The organism is Paenibacillus kobensis NBRC 15729 (genome assembly GCF_004000825.1).
In the GTDB taxonomy this organism is placed as follows: domain Bacteria; phylum Bacillota; class Bacilli; order Paenibacillales; family Paenibacillaceae; genus Paenibacillus_T; species Paenibacillus_T kobensis.
This window is the reverse complement of the sequence record NZ_BILZ01000056.1, coordinates 1-25,239: the sequence shown is the minus strand read 5'-3', so window position 1 is coordinate 25,239 and position 25,239 is coordinate 1. Positions and strand designations below refer to the sequence as shown.

The window sequence follows — 25,239 nt, the reverse complement described above, 5'->3', positions numbered from 1 at the left end:
GCGATTGGCTTCCGCTGCCGGTTAGGAAATAGGGAAAAGGTAAGGCGATGCAATGATATATTGCGTGTTCTCGTCAGAAGAGCCGTCGGCTGAGAACACTAGAATTTTATAGGTTTTGCCAACCTGCAAGTTAGCGAAGATGGACGTGTAGTTGCCATAGGACTGTGAGTAAGCAATAGGATTGCCGGAGTTAATCTCGTATACGCCGATCGCATAGTTTTTGCCGTTGGGAGGAAAGAAATCGAATTCTTGAAGACCGGTCTTCGGCGAGACGAATCTCCAGTAGTCGAGATCTCCTCCTGGTTGAATCCAAGAAAGAATGACGTTCTGGTTATTGAACGGAGCGGTCGTTTCGAGATCATTGCCCGGCTCGTATACGTCCAAGTTTTTCGGAAGCGCGAATGCCGGAGCGGCGAGGGCGAGAGACAGTGCGGCGGTCAGAACGGTAGCTTTCATCCATTTCTTCAACATTATTCACCTCATTCGAAATTTCGTGAATGGCCAATTCACGTAGGATCGATCCTTGATATACACTATTTGACAAATGAGATTGATATCCTCCATATAGTATAAAAATGGTAAAATAGTATTCGTAATTATAAAATGATAAAATTTCCAAATAGGACATGAATCACTAGAATACTGGAAGCAACGTTCATTCAGCCTATCTCATGTAAGGTTCATATAAAGTTTTTATTGTGAAGGAGGGTGCCTATGCACCGCATTCTAATCGTCGACGACGAGCCGTTGATCGGGCAAGGGCTCAGCAGCCTTCTGGCGTCCTCGGGCATCGGCATCGAGGGCTTGTATGTAGCTCATAACGGATATGAGGCGCTCGATTATATCCGTATGGAAGAAATAGATCTGCTCATCACCGACATTCAAATGGGTGCAATGAGCGGGATAGAGCTCATGCACCAAGCGAAGTTAATTCGTCCGTGGATACAGACTATCGTCATCTCTGCCCACGAGACGTTTCAATATGCTCAATTGGCTATGAGGCTCGGCGCCAAGGACTATCTGATTAAGCCATTGGACGGCGCGCAGTTGCTCGACTCGGTCCGCAACGTGCTGCTGAAGCTGGAGAAGCGGGCGAAGACACAGGAAGAGGCGATGGAGACGCTGCATGACCGGTTCCGGATGGAGGAGCTGTCGGATGCACAGACGAAGCTCATCAACGAACTGCTCACAACGGTGACGTCTAGCAACGGTACACAGCAGCCTGCAGCCGAGCGGCTGCAGAAGCTCGGCGTTCGTCTGGACGGTCCGTACTACGCGGTCATGAAGCTGCAATTGCTGCTTCACGACAACGCCGCCGAACAGCGCAAGCTGTCGGAACGCGATGCGGTGCTGCTGCGTTATGGAGCGCTTAATATTGTCTCCGAGCTGCTGGAGTCGGATAGAGACGCGGTCGTCTCGTACACCGGCGATCAGCAGATCAGCATCATTATGCAGTGGGACGAATCGTCCTACGATAATGCGCAGACTTCGGAGAGCAAGCTCGAGCGTCTCGATATGCTCGGACGCAGCCTTCATCGAAGTGTCCGGCGCTATCTCGGACTCAGCTCCGCCGTCGGCATCAGCCAGATTATGCAGGGGCTGGACAATCTGCCGCTGCTGAATGATCAAGCGCTGCAAGCGCTGCGCTGGCACGAACGGCATCCGGATCATGATGTGTTCTATTATGGAGATTTCCATGAAAGCTTATATACGAAAGAGGAGCCGTCCGAGGATGAGCTGCGCGCGCAGCATAACCGGATCGCTGAGCGTGCGAAGGCTTACATCGACGAACATTATGCCCAGAAAGGGCTGACGCTGCACGAAGTCGCGCAGCATAACCATGTTTCGCCGAATTACCTCAGCTACTTGTTCAAGAAGACGATCGGCATGAATCTATGGGAGTATGTCATGAAGCTTAGAATGGAAGAAAGCCGCCGACTGCTGCTTGAGACCGACATGCGCCGGTATGAAATCGCCGAACGGGTCGGTTATGAGTCGCCGGAGCATTTCAGCAAAATTTTCAAAAAATACTACGGCATGAGTCCCAGCGAGCTGAAGAAGTAATAATGCTCATCATCCCGATAGATACGCACCTGTGCTTAAAGCACTACGGCTTCTACAATTAGAGGGTATCTATCGTAAATGGAATGAGGGGACAACGATGAACCAATCAGCACTTCCGATTCAGCCGTCGGAATCGAACCAGACGAGAAGGACGGGCATCGTGCAGATCCTGAAGAAGCATCTTTGGGGCTATCTGTTTCTGCTGCCCGCCCTTCTTCTTTTCGCCATTTTTCTATGGCTGCCTATCATCAAAGGTTTCGTGTACAGCTTCTATCACATCGATTTCGTCAAAGGCAACACGTTCGTCGGCTGGGACAACTATAAGACCGTATTCGATGATCCAGACGTCGGCAAGTCCATCCGCAACACGCTGTATTACATGGGGCTCGCTCTCGTCATGGGCTTCTGGGTGCCGATCGTATTCTCGATCGCAATCTCGGAGATCCGCCGGTTCCAAGGATTCTTCCGGGTGGCGGCTTACTTGCCGAACGTTATCCCGGTCGTCGTCTTGTACGGACTGTGGCGCTGGTTCTATGATTCGGTAGGTCCGATCAACGCCGGCATTACGAAGGTTTTCGGAGGAGAAGGCATCGCCTTCATGACGGATACGAAATGGTCCATGATCTCGATCGTCTTCATGGAGACGTGGCAGCAGTTCGGCAGCGCGATGCTGCTCTACCTCGCAGCCGTACTCAGCATCCCTCGCGACTGGTACGAAGCGGCAGAGATCGACGGCGCTGGCGTATGGATGCGTATCCGCCATATTACGCTTCCATCGGTCAAAGGGCTGATCGTGCTCATGCTGCTGCTGCAATTGATCGGCACTTCGCAAGGCTTCCAGGCCCAGCTTGCCATGCTGGACGGAGGACCGATGAACGCGACACTCACTTACTCACTGTTAATTGTGAAATACGCGACCACGAGACTTGAGCTGGGCGTAGCATCCGCGATGGGCGTTCTGATGTTCATGGTGCTCAGCGTGCTCGCCGTCATCCAGTTCCGGCTGCAGAGCAAGGGGGACAACTAGTATGAAACACGAAGAACGCGGTATTATGTCCCGTTACGACCACCGTAAGCCGGTGAATCGGCTCACATACGGTATTATTTATTTGGTTGTCTTAATAATGGCATGCTCGATGCTGTATCCGATTCTCGTCGCGATGTTCAACTCGCTCAAGACGAACACGGAGGTCAACTCGTTCCCGCCGACTTTCATTCCGGAGCACGGGTGGCAATGGGGCAATTTTAAGGAAGGCTGGAACTTCCTCGATCTGCCGTTGTTCCTGCGCAACACGCTGGCGATCTTCGTCGGCAATCTTGTCGTCACGATCGTCGTTCTCGGTATGGCAGCGTTCAGTTTATCCAAAATGAATGTGCCGAAGTCGAAAGTCATCAGCATGTTCTTCCTGATCACGCTGTTCATTCCGCCGACAACGTACTTGATCCCGAACTTCTTGAACTTGAAGGATCTCGGTCTTGTGAACACGTTCGCAGCGTTCTGGTTGCCGGCCGGCGCAAGCGCGTTCAACCTGCTGTTGCTCAAAAACTTTTTCGACAGCTTGCATCAAGAAATGTTCGAGGCAGCGCGGATTGACGGTGCATCGGAGCTTCGCTGCTTCGGTCAACTCGCGGTTCCGCTGTCGGTCCCAATCATTTCGACGCTGGCGATATTCATTTTCTCGACCGCATGGAACGACTGGTTCTGGCCTTCGCTCGTCATGCACAGCGATCACAAATATCCGCTGGCGACCGCAATTTATAAGTATGTCATCAGCGCCAGAGGACTTAACCTGAACATCCGGTTCGCGATTCTGTTCATGGTCATGCTGCCGCCGATCATCGTATTCCTAACGCTTCAGCGGTTCATTATGAGAGGCTTGCATTTGGGCGGCGTCAAGGGCTAATGGACTATTGCAAAGGAGTCGGAACATTCATTCTATTCTGACAACAGTGCGTAGAAGCGCACACAATCGTCATAGGGACGCACATCGTGCGAATGGCTTAGCAGAGATATGATTAGCCTGTAACCAATACCTTGTGTACAGAAAAGGGGAGTATGCATGCGAAAGTTAATGACAGCGACAGCCGTTCTTGCACTGTCCGCTACGATGCTCGCAGCTTGCAGCGGAGGCGGCGACAAGGACAATACGAAAGATACTGCGAATACTGAACCAACGAAGACGGAAACGGCAACGACAACGGATGAAGGCACGAAGACCGATGCGACGGCTCAGCCAAGCGCAGAGGATGAGCTGCTGAACAAAAAAATTACGATCAGCATCTATTATCCGCTTCCTGACCAAGTGGAGAACCGCAAGCTGGAGGATGACAAAATCCGCCGCTTTAACGAGAAATATCCGAACGTTACGATCGAGAAAAGCGACTGGCATTATAACGTGAACGAAATCGGCGTTAAGATGGCAGCGAACGAAGCGCCTACATTCTTCAACACGTTCGCAACGGAAGCGAAGTTCCTGATCGAGCGCGGCTGGGCGGCAGATATCACGGACTTGTGGAACAAATACGAGTTCAAGGATCAAATCAACCCGACGCTGCAAAATCAATTCATTATCGACGGCAAAGTGTACGGCGTCGTGCAAAAAGGTTACTCGACGAGTACGGTCGTCAACAAGAAGCTTCTTGATGCGAAAAACGTAGCCATTCCGTCGTATGACTGGACTTGGGATGACATGTTGAAAACGGCGAAAGCTGCTGCAGACCCAGGCAAAGGCGTCTCGGGCATCGCACTCATGGGCAAAGGCAACGAATCCGGCTGGAACTGGACGAACTTTCTGTTCGAAGCAGGCGGCCAAATCATCAATACCGAAGGCGGCAAAGTAAAGGCGGCATTCAACTCTGAGGCAGGCGTGAAAGCGCTGCAGCTGTATGAGCAGCTTCGTTGGGACGCGAACGCGATTCCGAAAGACTGGGCGCTCGGATGGGGCGACGCGGTCGGCGCATTCTCGCAAGGCCGTACGGCAATGGTCGTCGCCGGCGCAGAAGGTCCGCTCGAGCAAGCGCTTAACCAAGGCGGCATGAAGCCGGAAGACGTGCTGACGTATCCAATGCCAGCTGCAGAAGCAGGCGGCAAGCATTACGGCATCCTCGGCGGCGACTATCTCGTTATCAATCCGAATGCGTCGAAAGAAGAGCAAGAAATGGCATTCCGTTATATCACGTTCGATTACTTCACGGACGACTGGCTCGTTTCGGTCGAGAAGGACATTCAAGCACGGAAAGCAGAAGGAAAATATTTCATTCCGCCGCAAATGAACTACTTCAAAGAAGACTCCGACTACGGCAAGAAAGCGAATGCGATCTTCAACAAGTACGACAACGTGTACAAATACGCAGCGGAATCGAACGCACTGCTCGACGGTCAGCCGGAAGCGCAGTACAATACGCAGGACTACTATGCGGAGATGACGAACGTCGTTCAGCAAGTGTTCTCGAAGAAAGGCGTCGACCATAAGGCGAAGCTCGACGAAGCAGCGAAGATCATGCAAGAGAAGTTCTACGACAAAATTGAAGTAAAATAGGATTTCGCTATAAGGCTGCAGCCGTCATCTTGGATGATGGCTGCAGCCTTTGATTTGCGTATCGGCGCTAAAAGGCTCTTGGTTACAGGTGTCTACAGCGATGCCGTGCTGATAGGATGAAGGAGACGAGAGCGGGATATGTATTGCTCTTTTCCTTATAGGGTGCAACTTTGTATGCCGCTCGGCGCGTCATAGATGGCGGGGGTGCATGAGATGGGGGTTAAGAAGCTTACAAGCGCGGACCGTCCGTTCAGAACGGGTCTGCTGATGTTGAGTATAGTGTTGGTATTCATGGCTGCGCTTGCTGGCTGCGGAGATGGGAAGACGAAGGAACAGCCTAAGGAACAGCCTAAGGAACAGCCTAAGATTGAGCGTGAATCCCGCGTCAGCGAGACGAAGCAGGGCGATTTCGTTTATAGGCTGATCGTCGAGCAGCCAGCCGAAGAGACAGGCGGCAAGCCGACGCTGTCGGCTGAACTGGAGTATGTTGGAGATCAGGACGAAATGACGATCTATCATGCGGCATCGCCGTTCTTTTTCTTCCTCAAGGAGACGATGCACAATTATGATGTCGGCTACATGATGGACCAGCCGCTAATCACGACGGTGCTCAAGCCCGGCGTGCCATTCAAGAAAGTGTACAACGGCGGAGGCGGCTATTCAGAGAAAGACAGTAAGGCGTATATCAATTTTCTGAACGAGCTTAATAAGAACGGTTTTCCGCCTGGCCAATATGAAGCGACGGGTTACGCCGATTTCTATACGGAATTAGGCGGGAAGAAGCAGGATTACAAGATTGAAGGAGATAAAGTAACGTTCACCGTTAATCCATAATGATCGCGCATGGAAGACAGGCGTTTTGGGGAAAATTGTCCCAAAACGTCTTTTTGCCGTCCGCTAGACGGTTTACATTGCAGGTCTGGCAACGTTATGATTTGTACGAACGTATTACTTCCATATTCATCTAACCAGTTAGTACTTATAGGGGGTCCGCATCATGAATTCACGTTATTTGGCGGTGCTGTCGCTTGCCATTATGGCTTGCGGCTTTATCGTCACGTTAATTGTGCCGGAGACGACGTTCGTCTTTATTCTACAGGGCGGCTTCGAAGCAGGACTTGTCGGCGGCATCGCCGACTGGTTCGCGGTTACGGCGCTGTTCCGTCATCCGATGGGCATTCCGATTCCGCATACGTCGCTGCTGCTGCGCAACCGGGACAAAATCGTCCGTGCGCTCATCTCGGCGCTTGAGAATGAGCTGCTGAATAAGGAGAGCATCGAGAACCGGCTGCGCAAGCTGAAGCTGCTCCAGCTGGCCGGCCGGCTGCTGACGAAGCTGGCGGCGAGAAGGAAAGTGCGGACAGCGCTCATCGAGGAACTGATCCCGATGGTTCAGCAGCTTCCGCTTGAGAAGGCAGCGGAGCTTGCGCAGTCCGCCGTCGCGTCCGTAGTGCAGCGCACTGATCTGAAGCTTGTTGCCGATAAGCTGCTGACGACAGCGATGGAGAAGGGCTATGACGAGATGGCGCTCGATTACGTGCTGGGCGAGGCGCTCGGCTGGTCGAAGCGGCCAGAGACGCGCGTACTGCTCGGGAAGATCGCGGCCGAGAAGATCGCCGAAGTGAAGATGGGCGGTTTCATGGGTTTCGCGGTTCAGGCGTTCGCCGGTTTTATGGATGAGGACAAGATTGGCGGCATGCTTCAGAATATGCTCGTTTCCGGTATTCGCGGCTTGCAGAGCGACGACAGCCCTCACCGCGATGTCATCATGCGGGAAATTCGGGTGCGGCTATTCCAATTCGCAGAGAACGAGGAGGCAATCGGCCGTATTCAAGAGCGGCTGCACGGCATGGTGCAGAGCGGCGAAGGCAAGCTGTTCATGCTTGCAAGGCTGGAGGAGCTGCGTTCGCTTGCGCTGGAGAAGCTGGAAGAGCAGGCGCAGACAGGCGGCGAAGCATTGTTCAAGCTGTACGCCACGATTGTCCGCGGGCTTAACCGCGACCCGGAGCGCATCGTCAACTGGGAGAACAAGCTGCTGGCTTACGCCATTCATCTGGTCGAGACGAACCATTACCGGATCGGGCAGCTGGTGAAAGACAATTTGGATCAAATGGACGACGCGGCGCTCGTGAACATGCTCGAGAACAAGGTCGGCAACGACCTGCAGTGGATTCGGGTCAACGGCGCGCTGTGCGGGTTTATCGTCGGCATCGTGCTGGCGTTGTTCCAGCTGTAGGGTAATTTTGGATTAGGCAGCAAGTCGTGTTACAATGTGACCGAAGCTAGGCAAGGCAAGGAAGCGAATAAGGAGGCCATCATTCGATGAGCGAGGAACAGGATGTTTTTAACGAAGACGAACTAGTAGCGCATCTCGCCGAGAAGACGAGAGTCGCTGCGGACACGGTACGGCTGGTACTGAAGTATGAGCAAGCGTTTATCGATAAAGCGCATACGAACGCGCACGGCGAAGTCGACATCGACAGCGACGAACTGGTCGATTACATTTTGAAGCAGCGCGACGTGAAGCTGGACGAACTGACCGTCGAGACGATACTCGACACGGAGATGCAGTATTTGCTCGACAACGGCTACGCGCAATACGACGAATAGACGGCAACTGTTCGACCGGATATAACAAGGAGGCGGCGCTCATTGAGCGCCGCCTTGTTGTTTGTTCGATTGTTTTGCTGCCAAGTTTCGGCCTGACGGACGGGTAGCACCCTGTGCATGTGCCGGCACATGCACGCACGTTGAGGTATCAGGTGGAATACCGCAGTCACAGTCACGTTGAGGAATCTGGTGGAAAGCCCGCCGTGACTCTCACGTTGAGGTATCAGGTGGAATGCCGCAGTCACAGTCACGTTGAGGTATCTGTGTGGAATGCCGCAGTCACAGTCACGTTGAGGTATCTGCATGGAATGCGGCCGTCACGCGCCGTCGCGCCTCACGCGGGAGGCGCACGGACTAATAGTAGTTTGTTGGCTGGAACGTGTGGTGTATGCGCTGATAAGTGGACTGCTCGCTGCGACGTTTCGCACTGACGACCGTGACGTTACATGCTGCGTGCAGCACGAGTGCAAGCGTGCAAGGGTTCGGCTGCACGATGGTGTTTGCTCGACCACACTTATTAGGTTTGATTGTATTTCGTACAATGAGGCGGGCAGGATAGGTGGGCCGTTGAACCCTCATTGTAGTTTGTACAACCGAATTTCGACGGAATTGACCGAAAGCCGTGAAAATGGTTCTAATTCGTCTTTTCCCATTGTATGAACTACAACGAGCTCTCCCTAGACGCGTGAATAGCGAGGAATTCGTTGTATGAAATACAATGAGACCGCAACAACGACCGCGTGATGTGCATCTGCAGTGGCTTATTAGCGTAAAAGGTCGGCATCATCACCGATGCGCCTTAGCTATGTGCGCCATAGCCGCGCCAGACGGCACGTGGGCTCCGGTCGGCGCTACCGCCGCTTCGGCAGCTCGCCGAACAGCAGCGTTGAGCCGGGCACGAAGCGTGCGGCAAGCGCGGTGATGAGCCAAGCACTGCCAAGCGCAGCAGCGAAGCCTCCGGCGTACCAGACGTGCAGGTATGCGGAAGCATCGCCCGGTTGATGCTGTCTGTATAGGAACAACACAAGCGGGTGGAATAAGTAAATGCCGAAGGAATACGCTGCAATCGAATCGAGCGGAATTCGGAGCAACGATGGCAACCTGCGGGATAGGGCGGGCGATAGAAGCAGCAGCATGACCGCGCTCGTGATCGAATAAGCCGTCCAGAGGGCATCGGTCAAGAGCGGACTGTATTCCGCCTTGTGCATTCGGATATCGTAATGGATGGCCAACATGGCCGCACCTGCTGCGAGCCAAGCGAGCAGAGCGAGCATCCAAGCGGCGGCCCGTCCCGGCGTGGCGTGCTGGCGGCTGACGTTCAGCCATGTCCGCAGCTTCGGATAATAAATGCCGAGAACGGCGCCGATTAAGTATTGCGAAGCGTAGGCCGGCGCCCAGCTTTTCAAATTCGGAAGCTGAAGCGACGCGTCATTCCATAAGAAGAACGCCCACTGAATGGCCAGACCGACCGGAACCGCCCACCCGATCGTTGCCGGAAACCTCTGAAGCAATGACAACAGAAGCGGAAACAGCAAATAAAACTGCGCAATAATGAAGACGAAATAAAGATGGGTGTACGCTCTGCCGGTAGCCAGCCTGACGAAGAAGTCATGAATTGTTTCCGCTGCCGGCAGGCCGGGCTCGTATGCATAATGGTAAAGGACGTAATAGATGATAGAGAAGAGTACATATGGAACGATGACGTATACCAATCTTTTGCGGTAAAAATGTCCGAGCGTCCTGCGGGTGAGCGGTTTGTCGTAATAATTGTAGAACAGAACGAAGCCGCTCAAAAAAATAAACGTCGGCGTCGCGAACGCCATCGAGACGTTCAGTACATGATAGATCCAGTAGACGCTCGAAGCTTTCATCTGGACCGTAGCGAAGGAAGTAGCATGGATAAGCACGACACCGACCATCGCGATCGCTCGCATGAGCTGAATTTCGGACAGCCGGCCTCTGGGCTCGGCGGTTAAGGCGGATTGTTCGTTCACAGCAAATGCTTCATTCCTTCCATTGCGATTTCTTCCAAATTCTATCATGAAACAACAGAGTACCGTTAATAAACATTTGCACGAATGATGCAACGGCACGTATAATTTATCTAAATGACTATGAGCGCAGACGGCGCTTGGCTCGGCATTGCTGTCGACATCAGTAGGAGGGAATCGCATGCAGTACATTAGCACCAGAGGCAAGGTTAGCGGAATCGGTTTTATCGATGCATTTCTTATGGGGTTGTCCACTGACGGAGGCCTGCTCGTTCCGGAACAAATTCCGGCCGTATCTGCCGATACGCTGAAATCGTGGTCGAAGCTTTCGTACCAGGAGCTGACGCTGGCTATTCTGGATCTGTATACGAATAATGAAATTCCAGCGGACGACCTGAAGAAGCTCGTAACGGACAGCTACTCGACGTTCCGTCACCCGGAAGTAACGCCAGTGACGAAGCTGAAGGACAAGCTGTACCTGCTCGAGCTGTTCCATGGTCCAACGTTCGCGTTCAAAGATATCGCGCTTCAATTCATGGGCCAATTGTATACGTACGTCTCGCGCAAGCGGAACCTGCAAATCAACATTCTCGGCGCAACGTCCGGCGATACGGGCGCTTCGTCGATCGAAGGCGTTCGCGGCAAGGAAGGCATCAACATTTGCATCCTCCATCCGCATGGCAAAGTGAGCAAGGTGCAGGAGCTGCAAATGACGACGGTGAAGGAAGACAACGTCCTCAACCTGTCCGTGCACGGCAACTTCGACGATTGCCAGCGCATCATTAAAGATATGTTCGCCGACATCGACTTCAAGACGAAGAACAATCTGTGCGCGATCAACTCGATCAACATCGTCCGCATTATTGCGCAGACGGTGTACTACTTCTACTCGTACTTCCGCGTTCAAGAAGAGACGGGTGCAGAGCAAGTAAGCTTCAGCGTACCATCGGGTAACTTCGGCGACATCTTCGCGGGCTATCTCGCGAAGCGCATGGGTCTGCCGGTCGACCGCCTGATCATCGCGACGAACGCGAACAACATTTTGGAGCGGTTCGTCGATACGGGCGTCTACCAGCCGGACAATTTCCGCATGACGCACAGTCCATCGATGGATATCCAAGTTGCAAGCAACTTCGAACGCTACCTGTACTACGTGCTTGGCGAAGATGCAGCAACGATCGACACGCTGATGAACGCATTCCGTGCGGAAGGCAGCCTGTCCGTATCGGAAGAGGTGCAGCATAAAGTCCGAGCCGAGTTCGGCGCATACGGCGTCAGCAACGACGATTGCCTCGATACGATCAAACGTTATGAGGCAGCATCGGGCTACATTCTCGATCCGCACTCGGCATGCGGCGTAGCGGCTGCTGAGCAGCGCGGCGGTTCGGAGAGCGTCATCATCTCGCTCGCGACGGCTCACCCAGCGAAGTTCGATGAAGCGGTGCAGCTAACGGGCATCAAGCAGTCGTTCCCGGCGGAAATCTCCGTTCTGTTCGACAAGCCGCAGCGCCAGACGATCGTCGACGGCGATTCGGAAGTGATCGCGGAGCAGCTGGAGCAATTTTACCATCAGCGCGCTTAAATAATAAGCATATGAGAAAGGCATCATCCTCGAGGGATGATGCCTTTTTCTGCATATACTAATACCAAGGGAAGCGCACCCTCCACTTCCGAACCGCACCCTAGGTGCAGCGAGAAAAAGAGGTTGTCGGTCCGCCGCTCCACCTCCGCTTGTTCGGAGGATGTAGGGCGCCTCCGTCTCGGGTCGGGTTTTGCGCCGGAAGCATTTACAACGCCGAAGCCGCGGTGTTAAGCTGATTGCAGCAAAGGTGTTCACGTGCAAGACCGACATTTACTAGGAGGATTAATCGATGACTACGAGGCGCAATTACGGCATGATCGCCATCGCGGCAGGCATCGTCTGGCTGCTCATTCAAGCTCAGGCGACAGACGGGCGTTCTTATGCTGAGCCGAGCAACATTTTCGCATACTTCTGGCCAACGTTATTCGTATTGCCGATCGGAATATTTTTTCATGTGGCTTATTTGTACAAAAGAACGAAGCAATCCGCAGGAATGCTCATTCCCGGCGGCATACTCGTCGTCACGGGGTTGACGTGCCAGGCGGGCATGCTGTTCGACGCATGGGGCTCGGTATGGCCTGGCTTTATGCTCGCAGTTGCATTCGGCTTGCTGGAGTTTTATATTTTCGGTTACCGCATCTTCTGGCTGCTGCTCCCGGTATTCGTGCTCGGCAGTTGCGCGGTTCTGTTCTTCGCTCTGCTCTCGCTTGGCGCCATCGTCTCGTTCAACGGCTTGCAAGGTTTGACCGCATCGCTCATCGTCATTGGCGGACTTCTTCTGCTCATGTCGCGCTCGGTGAGCGGCCGCGATGACGAACGGAAATATTAATGACAACAATCCTCGTAACCGCGATGAAGCGGCTGCGGGGATTGTTTTTGTCTACTCATCTTGCTTCATATCAGCGGCAGTGGTACGGTACTGCTGTTTATAGCAGTCGAAATCCCAGCCGGCGAGGAATGCTTCCGCAGCATCTCGGCCCGACTGGTCAAGGTAGACGATATCGTTATCGCTGAGCGAGAAGCGGGTGGAAGGGACTTCATCCGTCGGGATAAAAATCGTCCGCGCGCTGTTGTAAAGCCCTTGCTTGATCAGCAGATGAAGAGCCGGACCGACGAGCGGAATTCGGTGCAGGCGTCCGCGGCCGAGCAGACCGCTGAAGTGCATCGACACCATAATTTGCTTCAGTTCGGCGGACCGTAACCGGCAGCGAGGAGAGCCGCGACGATGGAGCCTGCGGAAGTGCCGGCAACCTGATGCCACGTATAGCCGGCTTTCTCGAACACGTCAATCGCTGCGGCGAATGTAATGCCTTTGACGCCGCCGCCGGCGAATACCGCATCTGCATTAATAAGCCTCCACTCCTATGCATTTAATTCCAATCGACAGCAATGAAATTTCTATTATCGGATAACGACATCCTAATATATGTGATCGGCTAGGTCGCTATTCGCCGTTCTGATTGTGGACGAGCATCGGCTCGCCTACCATGTGGCTGCCGAGCATAGTTGCGTTCGAAGAAGGAACAACGGTAATCGGTTCTGCAAAGCCATTAGATGAGATGACTTTGGAAGCTCAGCGTGGATGTAACAAGGATATCAAAGAAATTGAGATGCCGCCATGCATGGTCTTTATCAGCAATGCTAATGACTGATTGATTCTCAACTTTGAAATTTGAACAAGCGGATATCGTATTTCCGGTAAAGACAGGTGTATTGTTAATGGCGAGGAAGCAATTTTTTCTACCTTGTGGGGGGAATTCCTAATAAGAAAGATTTATTATTAATAATAAACAGACCCTAAACGAATGATGGTTAAATCATCTTCATAATTTGATTGAAATGGATCAATTCAATTGGATTGCTTATGTTGGGGACAATAAAATTCCTAACCCCTGAATCCACATATCGGCGCAAATAACTTACGACTTCCTCATAATTACCCATGATAATTGGACCACTTGAATCAATCATCGGAAAAAATAATTTTATTTCTTGTTCATCTAACAAATTATGATTAATATCTAGCCTCTTTCTAATTGATCTCTTCCTAAAGTCACCATCTCTTTCCCGTAGAAAATTTAGTGCATCATCATGAGTCTCTCTTGCTACGATTTGTAATTTAACACACATTTCAGTTGATACATTTTCAAATCTATTAACGAAACTAGCTTTAAAATCACTAAAGCTTTTTGGAATTGTCACCGCTGTGTCTGCTGACGATATTAAAGCTTGAAACCCTTCATTTGTATTAGATGTGTATGGCATAAATATATTCGGTAAAAGCTCCCTTTCCACATAAAAGTTATTTGTAAATTCGTTTAATTTGTAATATGTCCCTTCAAAAGTGATTGGTTCATGAGAAGTTAATAGACTTCGGATAATATATGAATACTCTTTGATCCGATCATACCGTTGAGACTTATCCAATTGATCTCCGATTTCTATTAATTCCTCAGATAAAAACCCTGTAACCAAATTTAAATTAACTTTTCTTTTATTTAACAAAGATATGGAGTGAATCATTGAAGCAGAAGTTGTTGGTAGCATTGTGTAAGGCTGCATTGCTAAAAGAGGGACATGCTTTTCACTATTATTAATAATAGCAAGGGCAGTAATCCATGGGTCTAAAGAGGTATGATGGAAATATACTAATGATCCTGTAAACCCATGATTATCCAATTGATAAATAAACTTAAGACTATCAGCGATAGACTTCCTACTACCTAGATCGTGAGGGAATTGCCAATACCAATTCAGTTTCATAAATCAATAATGCCTCCTAAATATTCAAATTAATAAATATATCAATCACACAGCGCTCCGCATAACAACAAAATTGTCGTAAACAGTAAATTCGGTAATAAAGAAGAAGAATTCAATTCTAAAAGGTGTGCGCTCCTTAAAGCAGGGGCTTGAAATATTTGATATTAGCTATAGTGATAGTATAGCCTCTTGCAGATTTACTGTTCTATTAAAAACAGGGGATATAATTCGTTCTAAGTTGCTTAAATATTATGAAGAAAAGAAAGTCAGAACAGTCGGACTAATTTGCCGATTTAAATACAGACAATACAACATGTGGGCATGCGAGGTATATGATCAGGGGCCTCAATCGGGTGCTATACGGGATGGATAGCGGCTGGAGCAAAGAACCGAACCTTAATACGGCAAGGTCACGTGCCGGGCAGAGCAAGGACGGTGCGAGCCGGTGCCCGGCTCTGCCATTCGTTTTGTTCTGTAAGTTCGGAGAGCATGGAGAACGCCGTTCGTACGAAGGGCCGTATTTCGAGCGTCGGGAACGACTGAATGCGATGACGCGCAATATATTGCGAAAGCGGAACGTCTGCTAAACGGACGTCTGCAGCCCTGGCTGCATTACCGGATTACAGACGAGAACAGGGGGCGAGTGTGGGGACTTGTCTGCCGGTTGGCCTCCCGGCCCGGTGCTCCGATGCCGTATGCGGACGATCTGAAGGGTGACGGACGCATCTTGCATAAGCTCGGCAACGGCTGACCGAACCGCCGCACGCGTGTGATTGTACAAGTAGCCGAGGAACGCGGTGCACCGGACAGGAAATCGCCGGTACCCGATATCAAGTAGCCTACTCTGTCCCGGCTTCCTCGAAGGCGGGACAGAGTAGGCAGATTCTGAATACACCAAAAAAGCCTGCCCCTAAGCATGCGTCGCCGTACATTCGACAGCGCATGCTAAGGGACAGGCTTTTAAAATTTATTAATATCCGCGTTCGTAAGCCTTCGGCGGTGAGACCTGTGCGCCTGTCGCCTGTTGAGCGTGCAGCGCCCAGTACGGGTCGCGCAGCATGGCGCGTCCGATTGCGACGAGATCACAGTCGCCGCTGGCAACGGCGGACTGCGCAAGCTTCGGTTCGTCGAGCAGGCCGACCGCGATGACCGGCAGGCCGGTCGCTTCCTTCACGGCGCGGGCCATATGGAGCTGATAGCCCGGATAGATGCCGCCGCCGAGGTTCTGCGGGTTCGTCGACGTGCCGCCGCCGCTCGAAATGTCGAAAATATCGACGCCCGCGTCCTTATATTTGCGGCACAGCTCGACGCCGTAGTTCAGATCGTAGCCGCCTTCGCCGTAGTCCGCTGCCGATACGCGCATTTGAAGCTTCACGTGCGAAGGGAGTACGCTCTTCGCCGCTTGAATGATTTCGATGCCGAAGCGGGCCGGATCGTCACCGTATACGTCGGTCCGGTCGTTCGTGCCTGGCGAGTGGAACTGGTGGATCAAGTACCCGTGCGCGCCATGCAGCTGCACTGTATCGAAGCCTGCTTTCACCGCGCGTACGATCGCGTCACGGAACAGCTCGACCATCCGCTTCGTTTCGTCGGTCGTGAGCGCGCGGGGCTGCTTGTATTGGCTGCTGAAAGCGACGTTCGTCGAGCTGACCGGCTGAGGTGCGTCGTTCGATTTGCGTCCGGCATGAGCGATCTGAATGCCGATCTTCGTATCGTATTGGTGCACGGCATCGATGATGCGCGCGAAGCCCGGAATTTGGTCGTCCGACCATAAGCCGAGGCATTGGTTCGTAATGCGTCCGTCAGGTTCAACGTTGGTCATCTCGATATTGATCAGTCCAGCTCCGCCAATAGCCCGCGAAACGTAATGAATATAATGCCAGTCGTTCGGCTTGCCGTCCTGAGCGGTGACGGAGTATTGGCACATTGGCGGCATAACGATTCGGTTCTTCAATGAGAATCCGTCTATTTCAAATGGTGTAGCTAAGTTTGCGGTCATGTCTGCGTACCTCCGATATTTTTTCCCCCATCAGAATCTGTAGCTTTTAAATAAGCTTGTAAGTACAAAATAGCCGTTGAAGGTGAAACTATTCTCGATACAGGGTCGTTCATGTGGTGTAGTTCCTCAATAAAGGCGATCTCAATTCCCATTATAGTCCTAAAAGTTGATCGGTGTATACGTCTTTATTCGGGTAAAAGGATTGTCACGCGCACGTAAGGTGTGGTATCTTCCTTAGCATCAGGTTGAAGCTGTGAAGTCCATACATAGGAGTTGAAAAGTTATGTCCAGCGTCGCTGACACAGGCCGGCTTCGAGCGGTTACAACCGCAACGGTCTACTCTATTCTGTTCGCCATCAGCGCTTCGCATTTGCTCAACGATGCGATGCAATCCGTCGTCACCGCACTGTTCCCCGTCATTCAGGATTCTTTGACTCTTAATGATATCCAGTTGGGCTGGATCGTATTTACGCTCAATATGACATCTTCCGTGATGCAGCCCGTCGTAGGGTTGTATTCGGACAAAAGACCAATGCCGTTCATGCTGCCGATCGGCATGGGATTAAGTCTCATCGGCATGGTTATCTTGGCGTTCGCGCCAAGCTTCTGGACACTGCTCGGCGGTGTTATTCTGATCGGCCTTGGTTCCGCCGTCTTCCATCCGGAGGGTTCGCGCGTCGTCCATTTCGCCGCAGGCGGCCGCAAAGGGTTCGCCCAGTCCATCTATCAGGTGGGCGGCAACTTCGGTCAAGCGCTTGCGCCGCTCATGACGATCTTTATTTTCTTGCCGCTCGGCCAGCGGGGAGCGATCTGGGGCACTGTTATCGCCTTAATCGCGATCGTACTCTTAAGCCGCGTAGCTCCATGGTACCGGACGCAGCTGCGAGAGCAGGGTAAACCGCAGAAGCGGGCGGCTTCCGCTGCAGCTTCCTTCAGGCCGATGAGCCGGAAGGTCATTGGATACGCGATGCTGCTGCTTGTGTTGATCGTGTTCGCGCGGTCGTGGTACTTCGCGGGCATCTCGACATTTTATCAATTTTTTGCTGAGGATCAGTACGGTCTGTCTAAGAAAGCGGCGCAGGTGCCGGTGTTCCTGTACATGGCGGCCGGCGTTATCGGTACGTTCTTCGGGGGGATTCTTGCCGATAAGATTGGATTGAAAAAAATGATCGTGCTCTCCGTTGCAGGCGCAGCGCCGTTCGCACTGCTGCTGCCGCACGTCTCGCAGTTCTGGATCTATCCCGTCATGTTCATGACCGGATTAATTCTGCAATCCGGCTTCTCCGTCAGCGTCGTCTATGCGCAGCAGTTGCTGCCTGGCAGTATCGGAATGGCGTCTGGCCTTATTACCGGTCTCGCATTCGGCATGGGTGCCGTCGGCGCTGTCGTGCTCGGCAAGATCTCGGATACGCTCGGCCGCGCCGATATGATGCTGATCGCAAGCTTCCTGCCGCTGCTCGGCTTGCTCGCATTCCTGCTGCCCCGCGAGCGCAGCGCAGCTGCGAAGAAGCCGTAAGTTGAATAACGAAACGTCCGTACACGGCCTGGTTGGCGGTGGCGGACTTTTTTTTTATTCAAGGGAGTTGGATGGTTGGTTTATAATGGAATTTAGATATATTGTTCGACGACTACGAGGTAACGCTGTATAAGCTGGTTTGATTGGAAGAAGTTGTCCGAGTAAAGGGATACGGAGGAGTGAACATGACTTCGCAAACATCTATCGTAATTGATCGGCTGGACCATTTGGTATTGACGGTAAGGGATTTGCAGCGGACCATCCAATTTTATGAAAATGTGCTCGGGATGGAATCGGTCACGTTCGGCGGCGGACGACGCGCGTTGCAATTCGGCAGCCAGAAAATTAATCTGCACGAGCACGGCAAGGAGTTCGAGCCGAAGGCGGCTGTTCCCGTACCGGGCTCAGCCGATCTTTGCTTCCTGTCGCCGACGCCGCTGAAGGATATCATCCTCCACCTAGAGGCTAGCGATGTGGAAATCGAGGCAGGTCCGATTAGGCGCACAGGCGCGACAGGACCGTTAGAGTCGGTGTATGTCCGGGATCCGGACGGCAATCTAATCGAGCTATCGAACGCATGGACTGAACTTTGATGAAATAATAAAAGGCTCTCCCTGCTGTCATCAGTTGATGCAGATGACAGCAGGGAGAGCCTTTCTCTTGTTATTAAATAAATAAGTTCGTGCCGGCTTTATCCGCTTGCCCGAGATAGTAGCCGACGCCGCCAACGGTAATGCCGTCGATCAGTTCTTCGCGCTTGATACCCATGACGTCCATCGACATCTGGCAGGCGACGATTTCGACGCCTTGGCGCTTGGCCGAATCCATCAGCTCTTCGAGCGAGGCTATATTTTTGCTTTTCATAACGGCTCGGATCATCTTCGGTCCAATGCCGAACATTTGCATGTTGGATAACGGCAGCTTCTTGGAGCCTTGCGGCATCATCCAGCCGAACATTTTCTCGACGATCGTCTTCTGAACCGGAGGTGCCGATGCTTTACGAAGCATATTGAGTCCCCAGAAGGTGAAGAACATCGTTACCTTCTTGCCGGCTGCCGCTGCGCCATTGGCGAGAATGAACGAAGCGATTCCTTTGTCCAAGCTGCCGTCGAAGACGATGAACGTCGCACCGTCCTTAGCCGGAGCAGCTGCTCCGGTCAAAGCTGTTGCGGAATGGGCATGGGCTGGGCCGCTGTTTGAGGCGCCTTTGCGAAGCGTTGCTGTAATGACGCCACCGTCTTTGACAATGTCGACAACCTCATTGCGGGTCATCTCGCCCCAAGCGCGAATGTCCTCGTAGAAGCCGGGATCGGTTGCTTTTACTTCGAGAAGGCTGCCGTCCTCTAGCTGATCCATTGCATCCTTCACTTGAATAAGCGGGCCTGGACAGCATAAGCCGCAAGCGTCAAGCTTCTCGGGAGATGCTGTTGTTGCCTCGCCAGTATGATTCACGCTTGTCTGAGTAACGCTAATGAAAGAGGGGCTGTTCATGCTGTTTACCGTACCTTTCGCTGCCGCTGCTGCGGAGTTTGCCGATTCGCCTGTTGTACCGCTGCCTGCTGGACGTGTAGGTCCGCCATTTCCGCCGCCTGGCCCTTGCGGGGTGAACTTCGACGCCTTGTAAGTCCGGTAACCGCCGGACAGATTGCGGACACGGTAGCCGTGCTGTGCAAGAATGCGCGAAGCGGTATAGCCGCGAAGGCCGACTTGGCAGAACACCCAGATCGTCCGCTCCGAATCGAGCTCCCCGAGTCGATCGCGCAGCTCGTCGACCGGAATATTGACGGCTCCCGGGATGGATCCGTTGCCGAATTCGATCGGCGTACGTACGTCGATAAGCATCGTCGTATTCGGGTCGCGCTCGTCAAGATGCTCCGTATGATAAACGTCGGTCAAACCGCTCAGTACATTTTCCGCCATGTAGCCGGCCATATTGACTGGATCTTTCGCGGATGAGTAGGGAGGCGCATAGGCAAGCTCCAGCTCCGTCAGATCGGTGACGGTACCGCCGAGTCGGATGACGGTTGCGATGACGTCGATCCGTTTGTCGACGCCGGTGAAGCCGACCGCTTGAGCGCCGAGAACGCGGCCGTCTTGGCCGAAGAGCAGCTTCAGCGACATCGGCGAGCCGCCCGGATAATAGGAGGCGTGCGGCTGCGGATGCAGATGAACCGCCTCGAACGGGATGCCGGAATTGCGCAGCTCGCGCGCATTTAAGCCGGTCGATGCGCCAGTCAGATCGAACACTTTGACAATCGAGGTGCCTTGCGTGCCTTTATAAGTCGTCGGCAGACCGCTGATAATATCCGCAACGATGCGTCCTTGTTTATTCGCAGGTCCAGCCAGCGGAATCGCGATTGGCTTCTCCGTAATATAATGCGTCGTCATAACTGCGTCGCCGACGGCGTAGACGTCAGGAGCGCTTGTCTGCATCCGTTCATTGACGATGATGTGGCCGTCGCTGCCTAGCGTAATTCCGCTTCCGGCAAGGAAGCCGGAATCCGGTTGAACGCCGGTAGCCAGCAAGATCAGTCCTGCCCGCAGCTCGGAGCCGTCGCCAAGCGTCAGCACGGATTCGCCGCCTTCTTCGCGGATGCGCGAAACGGACTGATTAAGAACGAGAGCAACGCCGCGCCGCTCCAACTCTTGCTCGAGCAGCACCGCCAGTTCGGAATCGAACGGTGCAAGAATATGGGGACCGGATTGCACGAGTGTCACGTCGATTCCGCGTTCACGGAGATTCTCGGCCGTTTCGACGCCGATGAAGCCGCCGCCGATGACGACGGCGCGCTCGGACGGATTCGCATCGAGATGAGACATGATGCGGTCCATATCCCGCAAGCTGCGCAGAGAGTAAACGTTGCGGCAAGCGTCCAGTCCATCAATGGCTGGACGGCGGGGCTTAGCGCCGGGCGACAGCACGAGTGCATCATATGGCAGCTCGTAGGTGGTGCCGTCTTCTTTTTTAACCGTTACGCATTTGCTCTCCGTATGGATAGCCGTCGCTTCGCTCTCGGTCCGCACGTCGATGCCGAACCGCTGCTTCATCGCTGCCGGTGTCTGTACAAGCAGCTTATCGCGGTTCGCGATAGTACCGCCGATATGATAGGGCAAACCGCAGTTCGCGAACGAAATATGCTCGCCCTTCTCCAGCAAAATAATTTCGGCCTGCTCGTCCAGCCTGCGCAGCCGAGCAGCCGCCGAAGCGCCTCCTGCAACGCCGCCGACGATAACGACTCTTTTAGGTTTATGGTTTGGTGTGGTCATGGTGTCCTCCTAAAACTTAAATGCGAAATTTATTAGCCCGCGGTTAGCGGGGGAGATACAGCAAGAGGCTGCATCGGAAGCATACGATCGAACAAAGCCTGCACCAAATACATCCTTTTTGTGCTGCGTCACTCATACGGCCTTGGTACCTGCAAAAAGTGCAGGAATTTCGTAGCCTTATGATGCTGGAATGTCATATCGGCTCGAAAAGCCTGCACCAAATACATTCATTACGCTTTGCATTGTGCTTATGACATCTAATGCCTGCATAAAATGCAGCCATTGAATTTAATTGCCGCAATGCGCGGGAGTAGTGTACCCCACCGCCAATCCGGACTACTGCTCATCTGACGCCGTGAGCGCCCGCACTAAATGCTTCACCCGTTCGTTGCGTATACGGTAACGCACCTCTAATCCGCTTCGTTCCGCCTCGATGACGCCGGCAGCACGAAGCTTTGCCAGATGCTGCGAGACGGTCGACTGCGGCAGCGACAAACATTGCTGCATATAGGTCACGTTGCAGCTGTCTTTATCCAACAACCCGCTCACGATGCACAACCGCACGGGATGCGCGAGCGCCTTAAGGAGCTCTGCCGCTTCGTGAAACGATTGAATATTGGGTTCCATTCGAACGATTCACCGCCTTGGGTTCAACGTATAGGTTCCTTCGCACATAGCGGCGAACGGACTACATATTCATATTCATCTCTTTAAATCGTAATATCGTAATATTAGAATATATCGATTAATAGAACAAGCAAAATGTCGAATGAGGGCCAGAACCAAATACCATAAGAACATCGCCACAACGAACAATGAGGCTCCGACGGGCCGTACGAGCGGGCTCTTCACTTTTTTGATACTGCCCGAAAGCCGCCACATAACGATGAAATCGCGTAAAAACAGACCGCTGCCGTCCGCAGGAAGGTTCAGATCCTCCTATATGGCGAAATATGAGCAATCGCGCCGATTCGACTCCATTTACAGCCGCCATCGATTCCCATACGATTAGTTCAGTTTCCACTCGATTGGAACGCGAACGTGTACAGTAGAAGGGATAGATGCATCATGAGTAAAATAGCAGCGGCCAATCAGACGTCATCGGCAGCAGCAGCTCCGTCACCCGTCGTCGATTACGAGCGTACATTCGAAGCCGCCGCGATGGAACAGACGCAAAGTCCGCTCCGATTCTTGTTGACGCTTTACCAAGGCAATAAAGCGAACCTGCTCATTTCGCTTATCTTTTTTATGATCAAGCATTCGCCGGTATTTATTCTTCCGATCGTTACCGCGAACCTGATCAACATCGCGACGAACCCGTCGGCGCATTCGACTCGGGAGCTGTGGATCAACTTCATCGTGCTCGGCGTGTCCATCGTACAAAACATTCCGACAGCGCACTATTACATATCCTTTATGAGCCGGGCGATCCGCCATGTCGAAGCGGGACTTCGGAGCGCGCTCGTCCGCAAGCTTCAGCAATTGTCGATCACGTATCACCGCGAGCTGCAAGCGGGCAAGCTGCAATCGAAGGTTCTCCGCGACGCGGAGGCGGTGGAGGGACTATCGAAGCAGCTCATGTCCTCGTTCCTCCCGTCGATCATTAACATTATCATCGCGTTCGTGCTGACGGCGCGCAACAGCTGGACGGTGTCGATGTTCTTCATCATGACCATTCCGGCTTCGGTGCTCGTTATCTACTTGTTCCGCCGTAAAATCCGCAGCACGAACAAAGAATTCCGCCGCGAGATCGAGCAGATGTCATCCCGTGTATCCGAGATGGTCGAGATGATTCCGGTAACGCGCGCACACGGTCTAGAGAAGGTTGAGATCGACAAAATGGACTCCACGCTCCGCACGCTGCAGGGCAAAGGGTATCGGCTCGATATCGTCGAAGCGTTCTTCGGTTCGTCGAACTGGGTGCTGTTCCAGCTGTTCCAGGTCGGCTGTCTCGTCTTCACGATTTATCTGGCTTACAAAGGGGAAATACCGGTGGGCGACGTCGTCATGTATCAGGGCTTCTTCGGCATGATTCTCGGCTCCATCACGGCGCTCTTGAATGTCTATCCGAGCATTGCCAAAGGGTTCGAGTCCATTCATTCGATCCGCGAAATTCTCCGTTCGCCCGAGATCGAGGACAATACCGGCAAGCTGAAGCTAAGAGAAATTAGCGGCGCCTTCACTTTCCGCGACGTGAAGCTCGTGTATCCGGGGAATGAGCATCATGTGCTCGACGGCGTGACGCTGGATGTGCAAGAGGGCGAGTGCATCGCATTCGTCGGTGAATCCGGCGCGGGCAAGTCGACGGTGCTGAACCTTGTCACAGGATTTCTGACACCGACTTCGGGGCAGGTGCTCGTCGATGGCGTCGATCTGGCGACGATCAACCTGTCGACGTACCGCAAGCGGTTGTCGGTTGTGCCGCAGACGACGATTTTGTTCTCGGGTTCGATCCGGGACAACATTACGTACGGTCTCAAAAATATTACCGACGAACAGGTGAACCGAGTCGTCGAAATGGCGAACCTGGCGGAGATGGTCGACCGTCTGCCTCAAGGCCTTGATACGATGGTCGGCGAGCATGGCGGCAAGCTGTCCGGCGGCCAGCGCCAGCGGATCGCTATCGCCCGCGCGCTCATCCGCGATCCGCGCGTCATCATTCTTGATGAAGCGACGTCCGCGCTCGACAACCAGTCGGAGCATCATGTGCAGAAGGCGATGCAGCAACTGATCAAGGGGAGAACGACGTTCATCGTCGCTCACCGGCTGTCGACAATCCGCGATGCCGACCGCATCGCGGTCATGAAGCAGGGTCGTATCGTTGAAGTCGGCTCCTTCGACGAGCTGATGGCGGCGAAAGGCGAGTTTTACAACTTGAAGCAGTTGCAGCTGTAGCTGTAGGCTGGTGACATGGTTAGCCTGTATCAGAGGGTTGAGCTGACGGGTACGATACTCTCTGCGGATGCGCTGTGAATTGAAGCATGTGGATGTGTGTAGCATCTACAGCCAGCAGTATGGTAATATTAAGTGCAAGTGACATATAACCGTGTACAACTGGCAGCGTAAAGCATACGCCGTCTTTTCCGACTCGTGCGGAGAAGGCGGCTTTTTATGTTCAAAGAGGAGGAATGGGTGGATGGCAGCGGTCGGCGCTCAGCAGAAAACGGATACTAATATATCGCGGGATTTGTATAAGGCATGGATTGAGGGGCACTTAAAGAGCAGGAAAGGGGAAGAGCGGCGGAGGTTGGAAGAAGGACATCAGTATGCGGAAAAGCTGTTCGCGACACAGATCTGGTTGCCGGCAGTCGGACATTTTAAGCATTTGTACCCGGAGTATGCGTTGACCGATTACCGGGACAAAGCACGGTTTGTAGATTTTGCTTATATCCGTCCGCCGTATCGGATATGTATTGAGATTGACGGGTACGGTCCGCATGTACAGCAGGCTAGCCGGCGTTCGTTCGCAGACGGACTGATGCGGCAAAACCAACTTGTACTGGACGACTGGCGCGTTTTCCGCTTCTCGGTCGATGATCTCGAACAGCAGACGCGCAAATGCCAGCAGATGATTCTTCATCTATTGGGCAAGTGGTACGGGGGCATGGAGAAGAAAGAGGAACTTCTGAGCCTCCGCGAGGCGCAAATCGTACATACGATCATAGCTGCAGGCGCGCCAATGACACCGGGGGAAGTTGCAGACAAAGTAGGAATGAATCAGGCATACGTAGGTCGCTTACTCAGACAAATATGTATGAAAGGATATCTGAGGTCGGCCGATTGTTCTACCACGCGTCGACTGAGGCGTTATTTGCCAACATTCCATCAGGAATAATGAAGTGAGTGTGAGTGTGCAGCAGGTGAATAGAGCAGAAGAATCTGCGCTATTGGCTAGAAGGGAGTGCGCA

General features: G+C 52.8%; 21 protein-coding genes. 13 read left to right on the top strand and 8 right to left on the bottom strand.

Going from position 1 to position 25,239, the window contains the following annotated elements; all coding sequences use genetic code 11:
* Positions 1 to 21: 21 nt before the first annotated feature.
* Positions 22 to 471, bottom strand: a complete 450-nt coding sequence (locus PKO01S_RS23435) for a hypothetical protein (RefSeq protein ID WP_127533874.1) — start codon at positions 469 to 471, stop codon at positions 22 to 24.
* A 243-nt stretch (positions 472 to 714) separates the two neighbouring features.
* Between PKO01S_RS23435 and PKO01S_RS23430 the strand changes: the two genes are divergently transcribed.
* The 7 genes from PKO01S_RS23430 to PKO01S_RS23400 all read left to right on the top strand — a co-directional run bounded on the left by PKO01S_RS23430 (position 715) and on the right by PKO01S_RS23400 (position 8,213).
* Positions 715 to 2,064, top strand: a complete 1,350-nt coding sequence (locus PKO01S_RS23430; protein ID WP_127533873.1) for a response regulator transcription factor — start codon at positions 715 to 717, stop codon at positions 2,062 to 2,064.
* 97 nt (positions 2,065 to 2,161) lie between these two features.
* Positions 2,162 to 3,091, top strand: coding sequence for a carbohydrate ABC transporter permease (locus PKO01S_RS23425; protein ID WP_127533872.1), 930 nt, complete (start codon positions 2,162 to 2,164; stop codon positions 3,089 to 3,091).
* A 1-nt stretch (position 3,092) separates the two neighbouring features.
* A complete protein-coding gene (locus tag PKO01S_RS23420) occupies positions 3,093 to 3,968 on the top strand; it encodes a carbohydrate ABC transporter permease (RefSeq protein WP_127533871.1) in 876 nt (291 codons plus the stop codon).
* Between the two features lie 156 nt (positions 3,969 to 4,124).
* Entirely contained in the window at positions 4,125 to 5,603 is a 1,479-nt protein-coding gene (locus PKO01S_RS23415; RefSeq protein WP_127533870.1) for an ABC transporter substrate-binding protein, read from the top strand.
* 213 nt (positions 5,604 to 5,816) lie between these two features.
* Positions 5,817 to 6,437 (top strand): hypothetical protein, encoded by a 621-nt coding sequence (locus tag PKO01S_RS23410; protein ID WP_127533869.1) that lies wholly within the window; start codon positions 5,817 to 5,819, stop codon positions 6,435 to 6,437.
* Positions 6,438 to 6,600: 163 nt separating this feature from the next.
* Positions 6,601 to 7,839 carry a DUF445 domain-containing protein gene (locus tag PKO01S_RS23405; protein ID WP_127533868.1) on the top strand — a complete coding sequence of 413 codons (1,239 nt, stop codon included), beginning with the start codon at positions 6,601 to 6,603 and terminating at the stop codon, positions 7,837 to 7,839.
* A gap of 86 nt (positions 7,840 to 7,925) precedes the next feature.
* Positions 7,926 to 8,213 carry a hypothetical protein gene (locus PKO01S_RS23400; protein WP_127533867.1) on the top strand — a complete coding sequence of 96 codons (288 nt, stop codon included), beginning with the start codon at positions 7,926 to 7,928 and terminating at the stop codon, positions 8,211 to 8,213.
* A gap of 851 nt (positions 8,214 to 9,064) precedes the next feature.
* On the opposite strand, the gene PKO01S_RS23395 is transcribed toward PKO01S_RS23400, so the two are convergent.
* Positions 9,065 to 10,207, bottom strand: coding sequence for an acyltransferase (locus tag PKO01S_RS23395; protein WP_164779723.1), 1,143 nt, complete (start codon positions 10,205 to 10,207; stop codon positions 9,065 to 9,067).
* Positions 10,208 to 10,385: 178 nt separating this feature from the next.
* On the opposite strand from PKO01S_RS23395, the gene thrC reads away from it, so the two are divergent.
* Both thrC and PKO01S_RS23385 read left to right on the top strand, forming a co-directional pair.
* Positions 10,386 to 11,786, top strand: a complete 1,401-nt coding sequence (gene thrC, locus PKO01S_RS23390; protein ID WP_127533865.1) for a threonine synthase — start codon at positions 10,386 to 10,388, stop codon at positions 11,784 to 11,786.
* 289 nt (positions 11,787 to 12,075) lie between these two features.
* Positions 12,076 to 12,615, top strand: a complete 540-nt coding sequence (locus tag PKO01S_RS23385) for a hypothetical protein (RefSeq protein WP_127533864.1) — start codon at positions 12,076 to 12,078, stop codon at positions 12,613 to 12,615.
* Positions 12,616 to 12,666: 51 nt separating this feature from the next.
* Here the strand turns inward: PKO01S_RS23385 and PKO01S_RS23380 are convergent, their stop codons facing one another.
* The 4 genes from PKO01S_RS23380 to PKO01S_RS23365 form a co-directional block, all read right to left on the bottom strand.
* On the bottom strand, positions 12,667 to 12,960 hold the full coding sequence (locus PKO01S_RS23380; RefSeq protein ID WP_127533863.1) for a hypothetical protein: 294 nt from the start codon (positions 12,958 to 12,960) through the stop codon (positions 12,667 to 12,669).
* Between the two features lie 8 nt (positions 12,961 to 12,968).
* Positions 12,969 to 13,070, bottom strand: a complete 102-nt coding sequence (locus PKO01S_RS29460; protein ID WP_246070699.1) for a patatin-like phospholipase family protein — start codon at positions 13,068 to 13,070, stop codon at positions 12,969 to 12,971.
* Positions 13,071 to 13,598: 528 nt separating this feature from the next.
* Positions 13,599 to 14,549, bottom strand: coding sequence for an LLM class flavin-dependent oxidoreductase (locus PKO01S_RS23370; protein WP_127533861.1), 951 nt, complete (start codon positions 14,547 to 14,549; stop codon positions 13,599 to 13,601).
* A 970-nt stretch (positions 14,550 to 15,519) separates the two neighbouring features.
* Positions 15,520 to 16,548, bottom strand: a complete 1,029-nt coding sequence (locus PKO01S_RS23365; protein WP_127533860.1) for an NADH:flavin oxidoreductase/NADH oxidase — start codon at positions 16,546 to 16,548, stop codon at positions 15,520 to 15,522.
* A 283-nt stretch (positions 16,549 to 16,831) separates the two neighbouring features.
* On the opposite strand from PKO01S_RS23365, the gene PKO01S_RS23360 reads away from it, so the two are divergent.
* Together PKO01S_RS23360 and PKO01S_RS23355 are read left to right on the top strand one after the other, a co-directional pair.
* Entirely contained in the window at positions 16,832 to 18,064 is a 1,233-nt protein-coding gene (locus tag PKO01S_RS23360; protein ID WP_127533859.1) for an MFS transporter, read from the top strand.
* 185 nt (positions 18,065 to 18,249) lie between these two features.
* Entirely contained in the window at positions 18,250 to 18,657 is a 408-nt protein-coding gene (locus PKO01S_RS23355; RefSeq protein WP_218031501.1) for a VOC family protein, read from the top strand.
* A gap of 73 nt (positions 18,658 to 18,730) precedes the next feature.
* Here the strand turns inward: PKO01S_RS23355 and PKO01S_RS23350 are convergent, their stop codons facing one another.
* Both PKO01S_RS23350 and PKO01S_RS23345 read right to left on the bottom strand, forming a co-directional pair.
* Complete coding sequence (locus tag PKO01S_RS23350) at positions 18,731 to 21,331, bottom strand: FAD-dependent oxidoreductase (protein ID WP_127533858.1); 2,601 nt, start codon at positions 21,329 to 21,331, stop codon at positions 18,731 to 18,733.
* Between the two features lie 336 nt (positions 21,332 to 21,667).
* A complete protein-coding gene (locus PKO01S_RS23345) occupies positions 21,668 to 21,958 on the bottom strand; it encodes an ArsR/SmtB family transcription factor (RefSeq protein WP_127533857.1) in 291 nt (96 codons plus the stop codon).
* Between the two features lie 441 nt (positions 21,959 to 22,399).
* Between PKO01S_RS23345 and PKO01S_RS23340 the strand changes: the two genes are divergently transcribed.
* Positions 22,400 to 24,226: an ABC transporter ATP-binding protein gene (locus tag PKO01S_RS23340; RefSeq protein WP_127533856.1), complete on the top strand. Its 1,827-nt coding sequence runs from the start codon at positions 22,400 to 22,402 to the stop codon at positions 24,224 to 24,226.
* A gap of 241 nt (positions 24,227 to 24,467) precedes the next feature.
* Positions 24,468 to 25,166, top strand: a complete 699-nt coding sequence (locus PKO01S_RS23335) for a MarR family winged helix-turn-helix transcriptional regulator (RefSeq protein WP_127533855.1) — start codon at positions 24,468 to 24,470, stop codon at positions 25,164 to 25,166.
* The last annotated feature ends 73 nt before the right edge of the window (positions 25,167 to 25,239 follow it).

What these genes read in the sequence shown, in the direction of transcription:
- thrC (WP_127533865.1), top strand. Translation starts at nt 10,386, where the DNA reads ATGCAGTACATTAGCACCAGAGGCAAGGTTAGCGGAATCGGTTTTATC.
- PKO01S_RS23365 (WP_127533860.1), bottom strand. Translation starts at nt 16,548, where the DNA reads ATGACCGCAAACTTAGCTACACCATTTGAAATAGACGGATTCTCATTG.
- PKO01S_RS23360 (WP_127533859.1), top strand. Translation starts at nt 16,832, where the DNA reads ATGTCCAGCGTCGCTGACACAGGCCGGCTTCGAGCGGTTACAACCGCA.
- PKO01S_RS23420 (WP_127533871.1), top strand. Translation starts at nt 3,093, where the DNA reads ATGAAACACGAAGAACGCGGTATTATGTCCCGTTACGACCACCGTAAG.
- PKO01S_RS23370 (WP_127533861.1), bottom strand. Translation starts at nt 14,549, where the DNA reads ATGAAACTGAATTGGTATTGGCAATTCCCTCACGATCTAGGTAGTAGG.
- PKO01S_RS23335 (WP_127533855.1), top strand. Translation starts at nt 24,468, where the DNA reads ATGGCAGCGGTCGGCGCTCAGCAGAAAACGGATACTAATATATCGCGG.
- PKO01S_RS23405 (WP_127533868.1), top strand. Translation starts at nt 6,601, where the DNA reads ATGAATTCACGTTATTTGGCGGTGCTGTCGCTTGCCATTATGGCTTGC.
- PKO01S_RS23430 (WP_127533873.1), top strand. Translation starts at nt 715, where the DNA reads ATGCACCGCATTCTAATCGTCGACGACGAGCCGTTGATCGGGCAAGGG.
- PKO01S_RS23350 (WP_127533858.1), bottom strand. Translation starts at nt 21,331, where the DNA reads ATGACCACACCAAACCATAAACCTAAAAGAGTCGTTATCGTCGGCGGC.
- PKO01S_RS23355 (WP_218031501.1), top strand. Translation starts at nt 18,250, where the DNA reads ATGACTTCGCAAACATCTATCGTAATTGATCGGCTGGACCATTTGGTA.
- PKO01S_RS23415 (WP_127533870.1), top strand. Translation starts at nt 4,125, where the DNA reads ATGCGAAAGTTAATGACAGCGACAGCCGTTCTTGCACTGTCCGCTACG.
- PKO01S_RS23435 (WP_127533874.1), bottom strand. Translation starts at nt 471, where the DNA reads ATGTTGAAGAAATGGATGAAAGCTACCGTTCTGACCGCCGCACTGTCT.
- PKO01S_RS23385 (WP_127533864.1), top strand. Translation starts at nt 12,076, where the DNA reads ATGACTACGAGGCGCAATTACGGCATGATCGCCATCGCGGCAGGCATC.
- PKO01S_RS23340 (WP_127533856.1), top strand. Translation starts at nt 22,400, where the DNA reads ATGAGTAAAATAGCAGCGGCCAATCAGACGTCATCGGCAGCAGCAGCT.
- PKO01S_RS23380 (WP_127533863.1), bottom strand. Translation starts at nt 12,960, where the DNA reads ATGGTGTCGATGCACTTCAGCGGTCTGCTCGGCCGCGGACGCCTGCAC.
- PKO01S_RS23400 (WP_127533867.1), top strand. Translation starts at nt 7,926, where the DNA reads ATGAGCGAGGAACAGGATGTTTTTAACGAAGACGAACTAGTAGCGCAT.
- PKO01S_RS23410 (WP_127533869.1), top strand. Translation starts at nt 5,817, where the DNA reads ATGGGGGTTAAGAAGCTTACAAGCGCGGACCGTCCGTTCAGAACGGGT.
- PKO01S_RS23425 (WP_127533872.1), top strand. Translation starts at nt 2,162, where the DNA reads ATGAACCAATCAGCACTTCCGATTCAGCCGTCGGAATCGAACCAGACG.
- PKO01S_RS23345 (WP_127533857.1), bottom strand. Translation starts at nt 21,958, where the DNA reads ATGGAACCCAATATTCAATCGTTTCACGAAGCGGCAGAGCTCCTTAAG.